12 protein-coding genes are annotated in these 15,569 nt (G+C 52.5%); 5 read left to right on the top strand and 7 right to left on the bottom strand.

The window, feature by feature from the left end; all coding sequences use genetic code 11:
- The first annotated feature begins 324 nt into the window (after positions 1-324).
- Complete coding sequence (locus AB5Y53_RS10110; RefSeq protein ID WP_010674583.1) at positions 325-693, top strand: GNAT family N-acetyltransferase; 369 nt, start codon at positions 325-327, stop codon at positions 691-693.
- Positions 694-711: 18 nt separating this feature from the next.
- Complete coding sequence (locus AB5Y53_RS10105; RefSeq protein ID WP_368181891.1) at positions 712-1,521, top strand: zinc-dependent peptidase; 810 nt, start codon at positions 712-714, stop codon at positions 1,519-1,521.
- A 169-nt stretch (positions 1,522-1,690) separates the two neighbouring features.
- Here the strand turns inward: AB5Y53_RS10105 and AB5Y53_RS10100 are convergent, their stop codons facing one another.
- On the bottom strand, positions 1,691-1,882 hold the full coding sequence (locus AB5Y53_RS10100) for a YegP family protein (RefSeq protein ID WP_319888392.1): 192 nt from the start codon (positions 1,880-1,882) through the stop codon (positions 1,691-1,693).
- Positions 1,883-2,164: 282 nt separating this feature from the next.
- On the opposite strand from AB5Y53_RS10100, the gene AB5Y53_RS10095 reads away from it, so the two are divergent.
- Both AB5Y53_RS10095 and AB5Y53_RS10090 read left to right on the top strand, forming a co-directional pair.
- Positions 2,165-2,572, top strand: a complete 408-nt coding sequence (locus AB5Y53_RS10095; protein ID WP_319888391.1) for an H-NS family nucleoid-associated regulatory protein — start codon at positions 2,165-2,167, stop codon at positions 2,570-2,572.
- 777 nt (positions 2,573-3,349) lie between these two features.
- A complete protein-coding gene (locus AB5Y53_RS10090; RefSeq protein ID WP_368181890.1) occupies positions 3,350-4,396 on the top strand; it encodes an IS481-like element ISAs19 family transposase in 1,047 nt (348 codons plus the stop codon).
- Positions 4,397-4,515: 119 nt separating this feature from the next.
- Here the strand turns inward: AB5Y53_RS10090 and AB5Y53_RS10085 are convergent, their stop codons facing one another.
- The 3 genes from AB5Y53_RS10085 to AB5Y53_RS10075 form a co-directional block, all read right to left on the bottom strand.
- Positions 4,516-7,050, bottom strand: coding sequence for a DEAD/DEAH box helicase (locus AB5Y53_RS10085; protein WP_368181888.1), 2,535 nt, complete (start codon positions 7,048-7,050; stop codon positions 4,516-4,518).
- 5 nt (positions 7,051-7,055) lie between these two features.
- Positions 7,056-7,982, bottom strand: a complete 927-nt coding sequence (locus AB5Y53_RS10080) for a DUF1837 domain-containing protein (protein WP_368181887.1) — start codon at positions 7,980-7,982, stop codon at positions 7,056-7,058.
- Positions 7,983-8,185: 203 nt separating this feature from the next.
- The gene (locus AB5Y53_RS10075; protein WP_368181886.1) at positions 8,186-9,226 is read right to left on the bottom strand and encodes an IS481-like element ISAs19 family transposase; all 1,041 of its coding nucleotides are present in this window, start codon (positions 9,224-9,226) and stop codon (positions 8,186-8,188) included.
- 88 nt (positions 9,227-9,314) lie between these two features.
- Here AB5Y53_RS10075 and AB5Y53_RS10070 point away from each other — a divergent pair, with 88 nt between their 5' ends.
- Positions 9,315-10,307 (top strand): tyrosine-type recombinase/integrase, encoded by a 993-nt coding sequence (locus AB5Y53_RS10070; RefSeq protein ID WP_368181884.1) that lies wholly within the window; start codon positions 9,315-9,317, stop codon positions 10,305-10,307.
- Between the two features lie 151 nt (positions 10,308-10,458).
- Here AB5Y53_RS10070 and AB5Y53_RS10065 read toward each other — a convergent pair whose 3' ends face one another.
- From AB5Y53_RS10065 to AB5Y53_RS10055, 3 genes are all read right to left on the bottom strand, one after another.
- Positions 10,459-11,055 (bottom strand): GPR1/FUN34/YaaH family transporter, encoded by a 597-nt coding sequence (locus AB5Y53_RS10065; protein ID WP_069651183.1) that lies wholly within the window; start codon positions 11,053-11,055, stop codon positions 10,459-10,461.
- A 917-nt stretch (positions 11,056-11,972) separates the two neighbouring features.
- On the bottom strand, positions 11,973-14,867 hold the full coding sequence (locus AB5Y53_RS10060; RefSeq protein WP_368181883.1) for a DUF748 domain-containing protein: 2,895 nt from the start codon (positions 14,865-14,867) through the stop codon (positions 11,973-11,975).
- A 283-nt stretch (positions 14,868-15,150) separates the two neighbouring features.
- Positions 15,151-15,564 carry a MerR family DNA-binding transcriptional regulator gene (locus tag AB5Y53_RS10055; RefSeq protein WP_010674587.1) on the bottom strand — a complete coding sequence of 138 codons (414 nt, stop codon included), beginning with the start codon at positions 15,562-15,564 and terminating at the stop codon, positions 15,151-15,153.
- Positions 15,565-15,569 lie beyond the last annotated feature (5 nt).

Here is a 15,569-nt window from a genome sequence, read left to right as displayed (position 1 = left end):
CCCTTAACATTGAAATATGCGGTGACCAAGGGGGTCACTCAGGATTGTGCGGGACTTTCGACTGGTTAGTCCGCGGGATTTAACATATCGGTTTGTTCAGGGCCTTCCTAGTGAAAAGTGTTGTGACTTTGTTAATTTGTGAATTGACATTAACAAATGGTGAATGGAACTGGACAAGATTCGGTACATACCCATCATCTGCCGCTTTGCCATGCCCAGAGGGCTGATTGAGGTAATGCAAATAGGAGGCCAGGAGTGGCGACAAGGGAAAACAGATACATCATTCGCCTCGCCGGGGAGGCGGATGGGGCCGGATTGACGGGGTTGTTTGCCCAACTGGGCTACCCCAACCCTGACGGGGCGGTCAGCGCCAGGCTGGCCCAGCCCGATCCGGCGCGGGAGGTACTGGTAGCCCTGTGCGAGGGGATCCCGGTGGGGGTGCTGGTGTGGCACCACTTGCAACCCATGCACCTTGCACCAGCCTGGGGCCTGATCTCGGCGCTGGTTGTCGATGAGGGTGCAAGGGGCGGGGGCATCGGGGCCCTGCTGCTGGCGGCGGCAGAGCAGCGGGCGGCAGCCCTGGGGTGCGGCCAGCTGGAGCTCTCCAGCAGCCTCAAGCGCGAAGGGGCGCACCGATTTTATCTGGCGCAAGGGTATTGCGAGCGTCCGAAACGTTTTGTGAAAGCTGTCTGATTGGCAAGAGGAGTCCGTGTGTTCTGGTCCAGGTTGAAAGAGGTATTGGGTGGTGCATCTCCCCGGGAGCCCCGTCTCCCAGAAGATCAGGAGTGGCGCGAGGCGCTGGCGGCGGTGCCCATCTTGCAGGGGCTTGAAGAAGAAGAGGCGCAGAGGCTGATGGAGCTGGCGCGCCATTTTCTCTCGCGCAAGACCCTCACCCAGATCGGGGTGGAACTGACGCCCCGCCAGCAGGGGGTGCTGGCCCTGCAGGCAGTGCTGCCCATCCTGCACCTGGGGTTCGATTGGTATCGAGGTTTCCACGAGGTGATCATCATCCCCGAGCCCGTGACCCGTCGTCAGGAGGTGCAGGACGAGTTCGGGCTGGTGAGCGAATTTGAAGAGGAGAACGCCGGTGAATCCTGGCCCCAGGGGCCGCTGGTGCTGGCCTGGAGCGAATTGCAGCAGGACGGTGACTGGGACGGATTCAACCTGGTGATCCATGAGCTTGCCCACAAGCTCGACATGCTGGGAGGGGATGCGGACGGTGCACCGCCCCTGCCGCGGGGCATGGATCCCCAGCAATGGACCCGGGCGCTGCAAGGTGCGTTTGACGAGATGAACGACCAGTTGACCAGAGAGGAGGTGACCGAGATAGACCCCTACGCCGCCTCGCACCCCGCCGAATTCTTCGCGGTGTGCAGCGAGAGCTTCTTCACCGATCCGTTGCGTCTGCGCGCCGTCTACCCTGCGGTCTATGACCAGTTCGCCCGCTTCTACGGCCAGGATCCCGCAGGCCGCTACCCGGCCACCCGATTGCTTGCTGGGGATCCCGGAGCGCAGGGCTGATCGGCACGGTGTCCGGGCGGCAGAAACACAAAAGGCACCCGAGGGTGCGTTTAAGAAATGATGTAACTACATGAAACAAAAGGATTTGTTTCCTTCAATGTCCACACGTTGACCACATCGACAAAAAAGCCCCAGCAAGCTGGGGCTTTCTCTTCAATATCTTGCAACCTTAGGCATCCGTTTTATCGCGAATATCCGTGGTGGAGCCATTGCTTTGCACGGACTTGATGCCGTTCTTGGCACCGTCTTTGGATGCATACATTTCACTTGTAGCTATAGGCTCGCCATTTGAGGCGTGCAGCACAAAGTAAAATGGCTGGTCTGACGCTTTCTTCGATTTGTGAATTACGTAATAACCCATGCTCAACTCCTTTGATTACCATGCGGGATTGCATGGCTGCTGATTAACATACCCTTGCTGATTGATTTTTCAACAAAAAATGGGCTCTAGTTGGAAACCTATAGCGTATCTACTGCCGCGCTTCGCTTGCCTCCCAATGAATCGACAAGATGGGCAATTATCATCTTGCCTATTCCTTGGGCTATGTATTTATCCGAATGAATTAGATTTATCCCTCTGATCTCTTTGTGATATGTTCCTCGTGAAGTTGATGTTCTATACCTGTCATTCAATGAGGACACCATGAACGAATTTCTTAAAACTCTACTGAATATCCGTAGCCTTCGGGCAGCTTTGCGTGACTTGTCATTTGAGCAGTTGGAAGAAGTTAAAGAAAAGTTTGACCAAGTGTATGCGGAGCTTTTCGCTGCAACTGAAAAAGAGCGAGCAGCGCAAGCTGAGCATCAACGCAAATTGGCAGAATTTTCTGAAATGCTGAAAGTCGCGGGAATAGACCCTCGTGACTTGGTAGGTAATACGGCCCCAGCTACCAGTACGGAGAAGGGTAAGAGCAAACGAGCGCCACGCCCACCAAAGTATAAGTATCAGGAAGACGGGCAGGAAAAGACCTGGACAGGTCAGGGGCGCATGCCGAAAGCAATAGCCGAGCAGATAGAGCAAGGTAAAAGTCTAGAACAGTTCGCCATCTAAAAGAGACCGCCGAAAGGCGGTTTTTTTCTACCTTTTTCCTCGGTATTTATAAAATAGTGTCACTATCAATATTGATAGAATCATGCAAGATGGTGATAGGCAGTAGAGAATGAAGTCGAAGAAGTACGCCGCATAGGTCTCACTTACATAGTTTCCCGCTAAGACATACTTTGAATAGATTGAAAATAATGGCTTTGCAACTGTGGTTATCGCTAGCGAAAGCACCATGCTAAATAGAGTTAAGGTGATAAGCGCACGAGTCATCATGATGTTTTCCGGGGTTTGAACTCTATCAGTCCGATACTACCTCTATCTGCATTAACTTTTCAATTTTACAGTTTTTCATTTTGCTTTGATTGATTTCAATGCATTGAAAACTAAGCGAAAGTTCGCTTTAAAAAACCATGACTCAAGCACATCACCGCAGTGAAATCCCTACGGAAAACTGACAAAACCCTTTTAAAACAATACCTTGATCATTTCTCGCTGTTTAGTTTGGCCATCTGAATACTGAAATGCATTGAAAAAATGTTCACTCATTTCAGTTTGAGTTTTAACTGCAAGGCCCAGAGCTGGCGGGCTCTGGGCCTATGGTTTTGCCGTAATCCATTTTTGAAAAAAATTTTTCCCACGGGCCGCGCAGGCGGGAGCGGATGAGCGCGGATTTCGTGTATGGAGATGGTATTCACCTGACAGTTGCCCACAAAAGGGAGTGGTCATACGGCTTCAAACCGGATAACAAAACGGTACCCCTACCGTGTTATCCGGAGTCACCGTATGACCACCAACGAGAAAGTAGCACGTCGTAAACTCAGCCTGCTAGAGCTCGCCAAGGAGCTCAATAACGTCAGCAAAGCCTGCAAGCTCATCGGCTACAGCCGCCAGCAGTTCTACGAGATTCGCCGTAACTACCAGACCTATGGGGCCGAGGGCTTGCTCGACAAACTCCCCGGGTGCAAAGGGGCGCATCCCAACCGGGTCGCTCCCGAGATTGAGCAGGCCATCCTCGATTACTCCCTCACCAGACCAACCCATGGCCCGCTGCGGGTCGCCCAAGAACTGGCTCTGCAAGGCATCAACGTCAGTGCGGGCGGTGTGCGTGGCGTGTGGCAACGTCACGACTTGCTCTCCAAGCATGACCGCTTGTTGCGCCTCGAGAAAACCCACAGGGAACAGACGGTTGAGCTCAATGACGAGCAGATCCGCCTGCTCGAGCGCTTCAGCCCCGAGTTTCGCGAACGCCAAATTGAGGTTCACTACACCGGGGAACTGGTGGCGGTCGACACCTTCTTCGTCGGCGCACTCAAAGGGGTGGGCAAGGTGTATCTGCAAACCGTACTGGACTGCTACAGCCGCCACGCCTGGGGACGGCTCTACACCAGCAAGCTGCCGGTGACCTCGGTTCATGTGCTCAATGAAACGGTATTGCCGTTCTTCGAAGCCCATGAGGCGCGGGTCTATACCATCCTGTCGGACAACGGGCGCGAGTTCTGTGGGCGCCCTGACCATCATCCCTACGAGCTGTTTCTGCAACTGGAGGGAATTGAACACCGGACAACCAAGGTACGCAGGCCGCAGAGCAACGGCTTTATCGAGCGGCTACATCGCACCCTGCTGGATGAACACTTCCGTATCAAGGGGAGGACAACCTGGTATGAGTCGGTAGAGCAGATGCAGACAGACCTGGACAGCTATCTGGATCACTACAACACCCAGCGGCCACATCAAGGCAGGATGATGGAAGGACAGACTCCCTACAGCATGTTCAAAAAGGGTCTGAAATTGATACCGAAGGAAGTGCGCACTCGCACTAAAGTAGCGTAAACAAGACACCGGTTTGAGGCCGGTGTCAGGTGATAACTAGATCTGTACAGATTTCGTGACGTATGCGTAGCCGCGGCCCCACTCCTAGAAACGTTATAATTATTCGTCGCTAATAATTTTTATCCACCTCTCCCCAGCATTCGATATACTTCTTGCTTACAAACATGTGGCATTGATGAGTTATCTATATGTATTCTTTTTATTATTTCATAGTAATCATCAACATTAGATGATATATAATCAACGTATATTAATTTTGAAAGATGTAATGCAGTAAAGCGAGAAAGCCCTATAGCCATAATATTTAATGCTTTTCTATCGCATGAGCCGAACTCTAAATAAACATGATATGGCTCAATATCTTTGTCCAAGCTGATGTTTTTAGTAAACAAAACATGCTTCAAAACATCTATGTATGCAGAAAAATATTTAACAAGTTTAAATCTAATCTCATGGTCTAAAGTGCCCAAGTATTCCCGTATAATTGTTGACGCATCTTTTTTTTGAATGCTGTTCTTAGGAGTGTTCTCCCTAACATAAGACACTCTGGTAGCTAGTAACTCGCCTAATGGTTTACCCCACATCCAATTATGTGCCAAATAGCTAATCAGTCTCTTGTAGGGTGGATTTATTTCCCATGCATAACATTCAATGAAAATATCTATAATACTTTCCATTCTCTCTTTTGCTCCCTTAGAGAATGGATTTAATGGTATGTAACTATATATATTTTTCTCTTTTTTCAGGCGGTCATAGATAGCCTGCAAATGATCAGGGCGTATAGATTTGTTTTTCTCCAAAATATCTATAGGGACGTTTATTTCTACTTTAGATATGATGGCTAATGTTTCATCAAGTGACTGGGAGTTACCTTCTGTTCGATAGGCCTCAATAGAGTTTTGGTCATTGGAGATATGGTAATCTTGATATAATTTACTAAATGCCATTTCAGCTTTATCAATTTCATGCTTATTACTAATGGAATCATTAAGTAACTTCTGAATAATTGTGCCGCCGTCAGACATTACTGAGCTTATAGCTGATGTTATTTCCTGTAAAGGTTCTCCTTGATATGAATGCTCATCCCAGGCTCCTGGGCGAATACACCAGACGTTTCCATGGAACTCCTTTAACAGTCTTCCAGCCCTTCCTGATAAATTCTGAAAGTCTGAGCGATTCATTGGTTTATCACCAGATTTTGGGTTTTCTATAATTATATGTTTTGCAGGGAGGTTTACACCTTGCAATAGAGTGCTAGTGCAACAAATATGCAGAATTTCATCGTTTTTAAAGAGGGATTCAACCCCAGCTCTCACAATCGAGGGCATCTTGCCGTAGTGGAACCCGATCCCATGTGCCAGGCATTCAATGAGTGCGTATTCTGGGTGTATTTCTTTTTTTAAGAAATCAATAAAAGCAATTACATTATCACTGGGTTTAAAGCCAGTTGTTAGTTTTGCTAATGCGCGAGCGACGGATTCAGCATCAGCTGGCCCATTAGAGAAAATAATTGCTGATTCGTTGTTTTTAGCTACAGATCTTGCGAAATGTGCCTTTTGTAATGCCTTCTTACCTCGGAACGTAAAGTTTATACTTCTAATCCCGATATCGATTCTCTTTTCCTGGCTTAATAGTTCTATTTTTATTTTATTTGGGGCTCTAGCTACCTCTGAAACCAATAAGATATTTTGTGAAACAGGTGAAATAGTTTCAGTAAAGAAACGACCATTATCAAGCCGGTTAAATACGTTTAAGAAGTAACCTGGATTTTTTATTAATGGGCTTGCAAAAAGAACTTCCGTCCCTGGGAATTTCTTTAATAAAAAATCTATAGAGTTTTGAAGTAAAATCCCCCGCTTCCCTTTCTGTATTTCATGTGCCTCATCAACTATTAAGGACGTAACAGTTGGAACATCATCAATTTCATTTGTTAGAAGGCTCATCAAGCGCTCCTGAGTGAGCACATAAATAATGCCATTTCTTAAACGATCACTGGATACAGGGAAGGGCGCCGTTCTAATAATGACACTCTCTAACTCATTTTTCCTTAGAGAGTCTCTGATGCGTGTTGAAACCTCGGTGATTAATGCTCTTGTCGGTACAACATAAACAATGCATTGAGAGCTTCGTTCCTTAAGTTTTTTAACTAAGTTTAAGCCTAATACAAACGACTTTCCTGCTGATGTAGGTGCAGAAACACTTAATGATTTCTCTTCCTGCATTGAATTGAAAAATGCATATTGAAAGTCAGTGAGTTTTATAGGCTTTTCTTGCTCTATAAAAATAGAGTTTTCTGCTTCGCGAGATATACATTCTAACCTTAAGAAATTTGGAACTTTTCCTTCTGATGTTAGAAATCGCTCTCTCAGTAAATCCCGGCCTGGGAAGTTACCTAACCTGGAGAATATCACTTCAGCTGAAGTAGTTATCGAGTCCTTTAGTTCGGAGTTTAATTCTAAAAGCCTTGTGACGATCTCATATGCTAAAGCCTTTTCTTTTGAAAGATCAGAAAGAGATAGTATCGAACTATAACCAAGTAGTCTTCCGACATCAGAATTAGAAATGGTTATTTCTTCCCCATCCTGAATACCAGGAAGCTGCTTCTGGGTGCTAACGATTTCTAAGCGCTCTATCAAAACCGATATTGTTTTCATAAAAGTCAATCCAAAGCTTTATTGAATGCATTTCTAAAGTCGACAACGGATGGGAAAGGCAAAAAGAAAACCTCGAACACTAAATTTTTTTTACTGAAGACATCGAATTTTTTTTGCAATAAACTAATTAATCGTTCGCTATCCTGGAGGAACTTGCTCCTGAAACTTTCTGATAAAATACTTAGTGGTTCACCAGCGACGTCAGTATAACCGTTGAAATCGTACCCAATAAGGCAGGCGTGATTTATTCTCACATTAGCCCCAGGATTACCATTAACAAACAAATCCCCAATCTCTTTCTTTACTGCTTCATCTGCATATTTAAAATGTTTTGTAACCATGGAAAACTCATGGGTGTACATTTGTACTTGATGGAAAGCATCAATGCTTTTTAACGCAGAATCCATTGCAGATGAAACGCTCTTATATAATTTTGATTCTCCGAAATAAAAATCCACCATGTTGATTTTTTCATTCCACCTGGCGTGTATTCCATCAGATCCCTTTACTTCATCCTTGTGATTGGTTTTTAACTCCATTTTAGATACCATTTGAGGTGCTTTTAATACCGCCTCAATCAAAAAGTAAAGCAAAGTCTCGCCAGCTTCACCTGTTTTATCTGGGGATTCATCAGTTACTTCTGGGTGCCTAAATAGTGATCTTGCCTCTTTAGTTAGTAGGGCATATTGCTTGGCTGTCAAGTTACCACTTCGACTTTTAGCGGATAGACAATAATCAATAATGTATCCATATAATGTATCCGCAAGAGCCTTTACCATTGGTTGTTTATTCCCATCAAACTTCAAATGATGAAGTCTAACTGTAGTTTCCACCCCTAGAATTTTATAGTCATGCTCAATGACGTCTATGCAGTTAGAAAAATCTCTTGCCTCAACAGATATATTACTCGCTATATCCTTTACTAGTTCCATGGCGGCGTCTAATTCCTATACAATAGCTCTTGTCTAACAAACTGAATGCTTGCATATGGATAAAACCAGATGATCTGCATCTATGACATTAAATTCAACAGCATCATCATACTCTTCTAGGTCCTTTGTCCAGTGTGTTTTTTACATTGTGTGGTGTACAGATCTAGTTATCACCTGACACCGGCCTCAAACCGGTGTCTTGTTTACGCTACTTTAGTGCGCACTTCCTTCGGTATCAATTTCAGACCCTTTTTGAACATGCTGTAGGGGGTCTGACCCTCCATCATCCTGCCCTGATGTGGCCGCTGGGTGTTGTAGTGTTCCAGGTAGCTATCCAGGTCTGTCTGCATCTGTTCTACCGACTCATACCAGGTCGTTCTCCCCTTGATACGGAAGTGTTCATCCAGCAGTGTGCGATGCAGTCGCTCGATAAAACCGTTGCTCTGCGGCCTGCGTACCTTGGTTGTCCGGTGTTCAATTCCCTCCAGTTGCAGAAACAGCTCGTAGGGATGATGGTCTGGGCGCCCACAGAACTCGCGCCCGTTATCTGACAGGATGGTATAGACCCGAGCCTCATGGGCTTCGAAGAACGGCAGTACCGTTTCATTGAGCACATGAACCGAGGTCACCGGCAGCTTGCTGGTGTAGAGCCGTCCCCAGGCGTGGCGACTGTAGCAGTCCAGCACGGTTTGCAGATACACCTTGCCCACCCCCTTGAGCGCGCTGACGAAGAAGGTGTCAACCGCCACCAGTTCTCCGGTGTAGTGGACCTCAATCTGGCGTTCGCGAAACTCGGGGCTGAAGCGTTCTAACAGGCGGATCTGCTCGTCATTGAGCTCAATGGTCTGCTCCCGGTGGGTTTTCTCGAGGCGCAACAAGCGGTCGTGTTTGGAGAGCAAGTCGTGACGTTGCCACACGCCACGCACACCACCCGCACTGACATTGATGCCTTGCAGAGCCAGTTCTTGGGCGACCCGCAGCTGGCCATGAGTTGGTCTGGTGAGGGAGTAATCGAGGATGGCCTGTTCAATCTCAGGAGCGACCCGATTGGGATGAGCCCCTTTACACCCGGGCAATTTGTCGAGCAATCCCTCGGCGCCATAGGTCTGGTAGTTACGGCGAATTTCGTAGAACTGCTGACGGCTGTAGCCGATGAGCTTGCAGGCTTTGCTGACATTATTGAGCTCTTTGGCGAGCTCTAGCAGGCTGAGTTTGCGACGTGCTACTTTCTCGTTGGTGGTCATACGGTGACTCCGGATAACACGGTAGGGGTACCGTTTTGTTATCCGGTTTGAAGCCGTATGACCACTCCCTTTTGTGGGCAACTGTCAGGTGAATACCATCTCCATACAGCTCGATGATGGTCGTTATGAAGTGGACATGAGACCGCAGGGGCGCAACGGAAAGCGCATCAGGCGGAAGTTTGACAAGAAGCATGAAGCAACCGCATTCGAACGCTATGTGCAGGCCAATCAACATGATAAGGCTTGGCTGAAAAAGCCGAAGGATGTGAGGAGAATTTTAGAGCTGATCCAGTTGTGGTGGGCCTACCATGGACAGCATGAGAAATGGGGTGCGGAAGATAGGGCGAAAATGGAAAGGGTGAGCGATGGTTTGGGCGACGTTTGCGCCTTTCAACTTGAACCTGCTCGCATTGCTGCGTATCGCTCACAGCGACTCATGAAGGGGAACAAGGCCAGCACGATCAACCGTGAGATAGCCTGTCTAAGTGGTATGTTTTCTGCATTGATAGACTCGGGGCTCTTTTATGGCGACAACCCTCTAGGGGAATTGCGAAAGCTGAAAGTTGCCGTAAGAGCCATGAGTTATTTAACCGCTTCCGAAATCAGGGCGCTGTTAGAGGGGCTGGAAGGGGATAGCTATAAAATCGTGCTGTTCTGTTTGAGTACAGGGGCAAGATGGAGTGAAGCGGCTCAGTTGCGCGCGGAGCATGTGGTTAATCAACGTGCGATATTCGTTGAGACCAAAAATGGTCGCAAGAGGGTGGTGCCGATCTCAACTGAGTTAGAGCAGTTGATTACCAGTTCAGGAAAAGGGCTAGTTTTTCCAAAGGCGGACTATATGGAAATCCGAACGGCACTCAAGGAGGTTAAGCCGTTGCTACCAAAGGGGCAGGCACTACACATATTGCGGCACACCTACGCCACGCACTTCATGATAAATGGTGGAAACATCATTACGCTTCAGCGCATCCTGGGTCATGCCAATATTCAGCAGACAATGGTCTATGCCCATTTTGCACCAGACTACCTCCAAGATGCGGTGATGCTCAATCCGCTAAGGGGAAAGCTTGAGATGGCGTGACCACATAGCGTCCACACTTTGGCTCATTTTGAGGGGTATTAAGGGGTGGTAGTGCTGTAAATCACTGAGAAATAGAAGGTAGTTCAGACCGCATAGATAGACAAAAGGCACCCGAGGGTGCCTTTTTCGTGACAGCGATGTCGCCGGGTGCTTAGGCAGCGGCTTTGAGCTCGACGGGAGCGGCTTTCTTCTGCTCGCCGATGGGCAGCACGGTGCGACCGAACTGCTCGTTGATCACGGTGGCCATGGCCAGGTAGATGGCGCTGGCGCCGCAGATGATACCTTCGAAACCGGCGATGGTGCCGATCAGGGTGCTGCCGGTGAAGTCACGGGCGGCCAGCAGGAAGAACAGCACGGTCAGGGAGGCGAACACGAACTGCTTCACGCGCGGGAAGTTGATGGTGCCTACCAGCATGAACAGGGTGAACATGCCCCACATCAGCAGATACCAGCCCATGTAGGCGTGGGGAGTGGCTTCGGCCAGACCCATGCCCGGCATCATCAGCAGGAACACCAGGCTCCACCAGAAGGTGCCGTAGGAGATGAAGGCGGTAACACCGAAGGTGTTGCCACGCTTGTATTCCATGATGCCGGCGATGATCTGGGCCAGACCGCCATAGCACAGACCCATGGCCAGGATCATGGCGCTGATGGGGAAGAAACCTGCGTTATGGATGTTCAGCAGAATGGTGGTCATACCGAAACCCATCAGACCCAGAGGGGCAGGGTTGGCCAATTTTTCGCTCACGTGGTGTTCTCCAACAATAGAGGTGGGGTTGATAAAAGACGCGCGATTTTAGGCAGGCTCAGGGTCCCGGGCAAGGGGGGGACACACAGAAATGGTAAAAAAAGAACACGAAAGTTTAAGTGGCCAACCATTCGTGCCATTCAGGTAGACGAGTGGTGAACGAAAAACGTTTTCAACGTTGCGATTTTGTATAAAAGACACCTTGGTATGAAAGTCGGCAACGACGATGGTGACTGGGATTGGTGAGGGAAACGCGCCCCCGGGTGGTCGCGTCATGGCGGCTTGATTGAAAAATGAGTTCATATGCCATCAGACCAGAGTGTTTCCCTCCTGTTTGTGGCGCATCGGCCTCCCGTATCGCTTGCCATCGCAGTGTCCGTTGCGCTCCCCATTTTCTCGTCAACCCCGCGCTCGCCACCGTGTTCCCTACACAAGGGCGGGGCGCCAGAGAAACCCGCAAGAGCGCCGTGTTGACTGCCACGGGCGAAAGGGGCGCAAGATTAACGGGCAGGATCAGAGGCTGCCCTTGTCAAAAAGCCAGAGGCGGGATGGGCCATGGGCCCAGATGACAAAAACCGAGACGCAAGAGGTTGGGCCAAGGGATTGCCCTGTGGCCGGAGGCTTCAACATGCAGACACGGCAGCACGGGGGCTCCTGTGAAGACGCTTCAAAATGTAAGGGGGGCGCGGGGTTGGCCCTGTGGCGTGCGCGAGAGGGTGTTCAGGATTGGCCCGATTAGACACTGTATATCTGATCGGGCCATCTATTTTGACATGCCAACATGCTGGATAAAGGGATAACCGGATTGTTCGGGACGGCTAGCGAGAGACATATCCTGATGGAAGGGGTCAGGGGCGGGAGCCCCTCGGGCCATGTGCCGTTGGGGCAAACAAGAGGGGCATCCGGCGGGCGCCGGATCAGTTGTCCAGGGTCAGCACCACCTTGGCTTCCTTGTCCGTCTCCTTCACCTGGCTGTCGAGCACGAAGAGGCGCTCCGGCGCGATGCCCTGGGTATCCACCAGATACTCCTTGGTGTTCTGGGCGCGGCGCATGGCGAGGTTTCGTAGGGACTTGGCGGTGATGAGCTGCTGATCCCGCAGCAGGAGCACCGCCTGGGCGCGCAGGGCTTCGCTCCCTTCATCGAGTCGCAGCCGGTCGGCCAGATCCCCGAGATCTTCGTTGAACTTGGCTTCATAGGCCTCTGCCAGTGCGGATTGCATGGCGGGATCCTGCTCCAGCAGCGTCAAATCCACCGGGCTGCCGGTGGTCTTGGCCAGCAGCCGCTCAAGCTTCTGGCGCTGGAGGATGGGGCGCTCTTCGTTGAAGTTGACCTTGCCGCGGATGTTCATGCTGAGCTTGGGCCTCTCCTTGAGGGCCTGGGCGAGGGTGGTCAGCTTGGTCTGCTGGGTCGGGGTCAGGGCGGGATCGCCAGGCAGGAAGGGGAGCTCGTCGAGATCCTTGGTGCCCCCCGTCAGGGACGCAAGCAGGGAGAAGGGGGAGGTGATGGCCTTGCCGAGGGTATTGCCGAGCACGTCCCAGAAGATGTTGCCCAGGCTGAAATCAGGCTGATCCAGATTGCCCTTCACCTTGAGGTTCATCTTGATGACGCCGTTCGAATCGCTCAGCAGGGCGATGGCGAGGCCGAGGGGCAGATCCTTGGCCTGCTCGCTCTTGACCTTCTCCCCGAGTTGCAGCTTCTTGATGGTGATGTCGTTGTCCCCCTCCAGCCGGTTGCCCTGCAGCTTGTAGTTGAGCTTCATGGAGAGCTGCCCCTTGTCGATGGCATAGCCTGCATAGGTGCTGGAGTAGGGGGTGAAGGTGGTGAGCTCCAGGTTGTTGAAGGCCACGGCCACATCCAGCACGGGATCCTCGATGAGCAGGTTGGCGCCCCCCCGGATGGTGACGGGGGCATAGCGGTCCACCTTGCCGTTGAAGGCGAGCTCGGAGCGCTGCCCCGGGGTGTTGCTGATATGGCGGCTCTGGCCGTCGAGGGAGGCGATGTCCACCACGAACTCCGGGCTCAGGCTGCGATCGGCGAAGCGCAGGTTGCCCTGGGCGGTACGGATCTGATCGATGACGATGTGCGGGGCGGGGGCGCTCTCCCTGGCGTTCGCGGCGGGTTGCGGCAGCAGCAGTTGCTGCACGTTGGTGATCCCCTCTTCGTTGATCTCGATGCGGGCATAGGGTTTGCTGAGCAGGATGTCGGCGATGCGCAGTTGCTGGCTCAGGCCATCATAGTGCAGGCCGCTCAGTTGCAGGTTTTCTATCTGGAGCAGGCGCTGGTTGTCGGCCCGATCCAGCACGTTGAGCCCCGCGACCTCGAGTCCACCGCTTATCTCCAGCTTGCTGATGGCCCCCTGGCGGTCGGTGGCCAGGTCCAGCCTGGTGTGGCTGGCAAGCTCACCGTCCCGCACGCTGATGCGCAGCAGATCCTGCAGGTAGGGTTGGGCCAGGATGAGCGGCAGCCCCTGCTGGCGGATGGCGCCGTTCAGGGTGAAGGGGGTCAGCCCCAGGGTGCCGTCAAACGCCACCGTCGTCCTGGTGTCGAGGGCTGCGTTGAGGGTGAGGGGGCTGGGTTGGGCGGTCTGGCTGCCAAGGGGCCCCAGGGTGAGGGCGATGGCGGAGATGGCCCGTTTCAGGGGCTTGCCGCTGGTGGCTTCGGTCAGGGTGAGGCTGCCCTGGTCGATGCGGGTCTGCTTGAGGGCCCATTGCCAGGGCTTGGCGGGGGTGGCCGGTTGTTTGCCCCCCTTGGGGGTCTTCTGGGGGAGCAGCAGGTCCGCGAGATCCAGTTGTTGCTGGTGGTCAAGGACGGCGGTGATGGCCGGGCTCTTGAGGGTGGCGGCATCGAGCTCAAGGCGCTGCTTGTTGCCATCGATGCGGATCCCGGTCAGCGCCAACTGCTTGAAGCGGGCAAATTCCTCCCCCTTGTTGCGTGTGAGCTGCCAGTTGGCCAGGGTCAGCTTGCCCTTTGACAACTGCCAGTCCAGTCCCTGCTTGCCCTGGGTGAGGCGATAGGCGAGCTCGGCGCTGGCCTCCCCTTTTGCGAGGGTCGCCTTGAGATAGGGGGCCCAGAGGGGGGCGAAGGGGGCGATGGCCACCTTGCCAAGGCTGAGGTTGCCCTTGCCGGCACCGCTCATCATGTCGAACTCCCCTTCGGCCTTGAGGGGGCTCTTCTCGTTGACGGTAGCGCTCAGGCGATAGGGGTTGAGCACCCCCTCTGCGGTGGAAAAGCCGGGCAGGTGCAGGGTGAGCTTGTCCAGGGTGAGGGGCGGCACCCCCCCCGGGCTGCTCTGCTTGCGGCTGTCCCGGTAGCTGAGCCGGCCCTGCTCGACGGACAGCTTGCCGATGGTCACCAGCACGGGCTCGGCGCTAGCTGGCGGTGTTTGCTCCGGCGCAGGGGAGAGCAGGGAGGCCAGTGCATCGGTCAGGTTGAAGCGTGCCTCCCCCTTGAGATCCTCGAGGCGCACCAGATCTGCCCTGGGGGCGGTCAGGGTGGCCTCTTCCAGTACCAGGGCGCGCTGCTGCCAGCTCGCTTTCAAGGCGGGAATGAGCTTCAGCTCTTCAAATGACACCAGTGCTTGCTGCTGGTCATCGAGCAGGGCGCTGGGCCCCAGCACGAGGGAGGGGGAGCGGATCCCCACCTCTATCTTGCCAAGGGAGAGGTGCAGACCGTAATGGGTGGCAAGCCAGCCGGGGAGATGGCGCTGGATGAGGGTCGGCGCCTGCCAGAGCAGGATGGTGATGCCGATGAGCAGGAGCGCGAGAAGATAGAGGGCATAGCGCAGCAGACGAGCGGGCAGAGGCTTGAGCATGATGGTCTCCATTTGATGCGCATATGGTAGCAATTAATCGTGCCCGGTTCATGGGAAGGACTCATGAGGTGCGCCGCACTCTGACCGGGCTGGGGAATTATTGTGCGACCAAGGCCGGATTTTCCCCGTTTGCCCCACCTCGCCGCTTGCCCAAACCGCCCAGTCTGTCCGGCATGCCGTGACGGGCGATGTGGGGAACAAGGGGGTTGCCGGGTCAGGGCCTGCCACTGCGGATATCCACTGGAAAACCGGGATACCGGGGGCGAGATACCCCCAGAGTCTGTCAATCCCCGTCGGTTTTCAAGCCGCCGAGGGAGTGGATGCAGCGCTGCTCGGCGGCATCGAGCTCGGCCATCACCATCTGGATGTCCTCCAGCTGCTGGCGCAGGGAGTGGCGTCTGGCTTCGATGAGCTGGATCATGGAGTGAAGCTGCATCCGGCTGGAGCGGTCGGTGTCGTACATGTCGAACAGCTCGCGGATCTCCGCCAGGCTGAACCCGAGGCGCTTGCCGCGCAGGGTCAATTTCAGGCGGATCCTGTCCTTGTGGCTGTAGATACGGGTCTGCCCCTCCCGGGTCGGGGTGATGAGCCCCTCGTCCTCGTAATAGCGGATGGTGCGGGGGGTGATGTCGAACTCCTGGGCCAGCTCCGAGATGCTGTAGGTTCTCTCCTTGCCACTGGCGTGTCTGGCTCTCATGGTGC

It is taken from the genome of Aeromonas sp. R7-5, assembly GCF_040908015.1.
GTDB classification, from domain to species: Bacteria; Pseudomonadota; Gammaproteobacteria; order Enterobacterales; family Aeromonadaceae; genus Aeromonas; species Aeromonas caviae.
The sequence above is the reverse complement of the archived record's forward strand: the minus strand, read 5'-3'. Positions and strand labels throughout refer to the sequence as shown.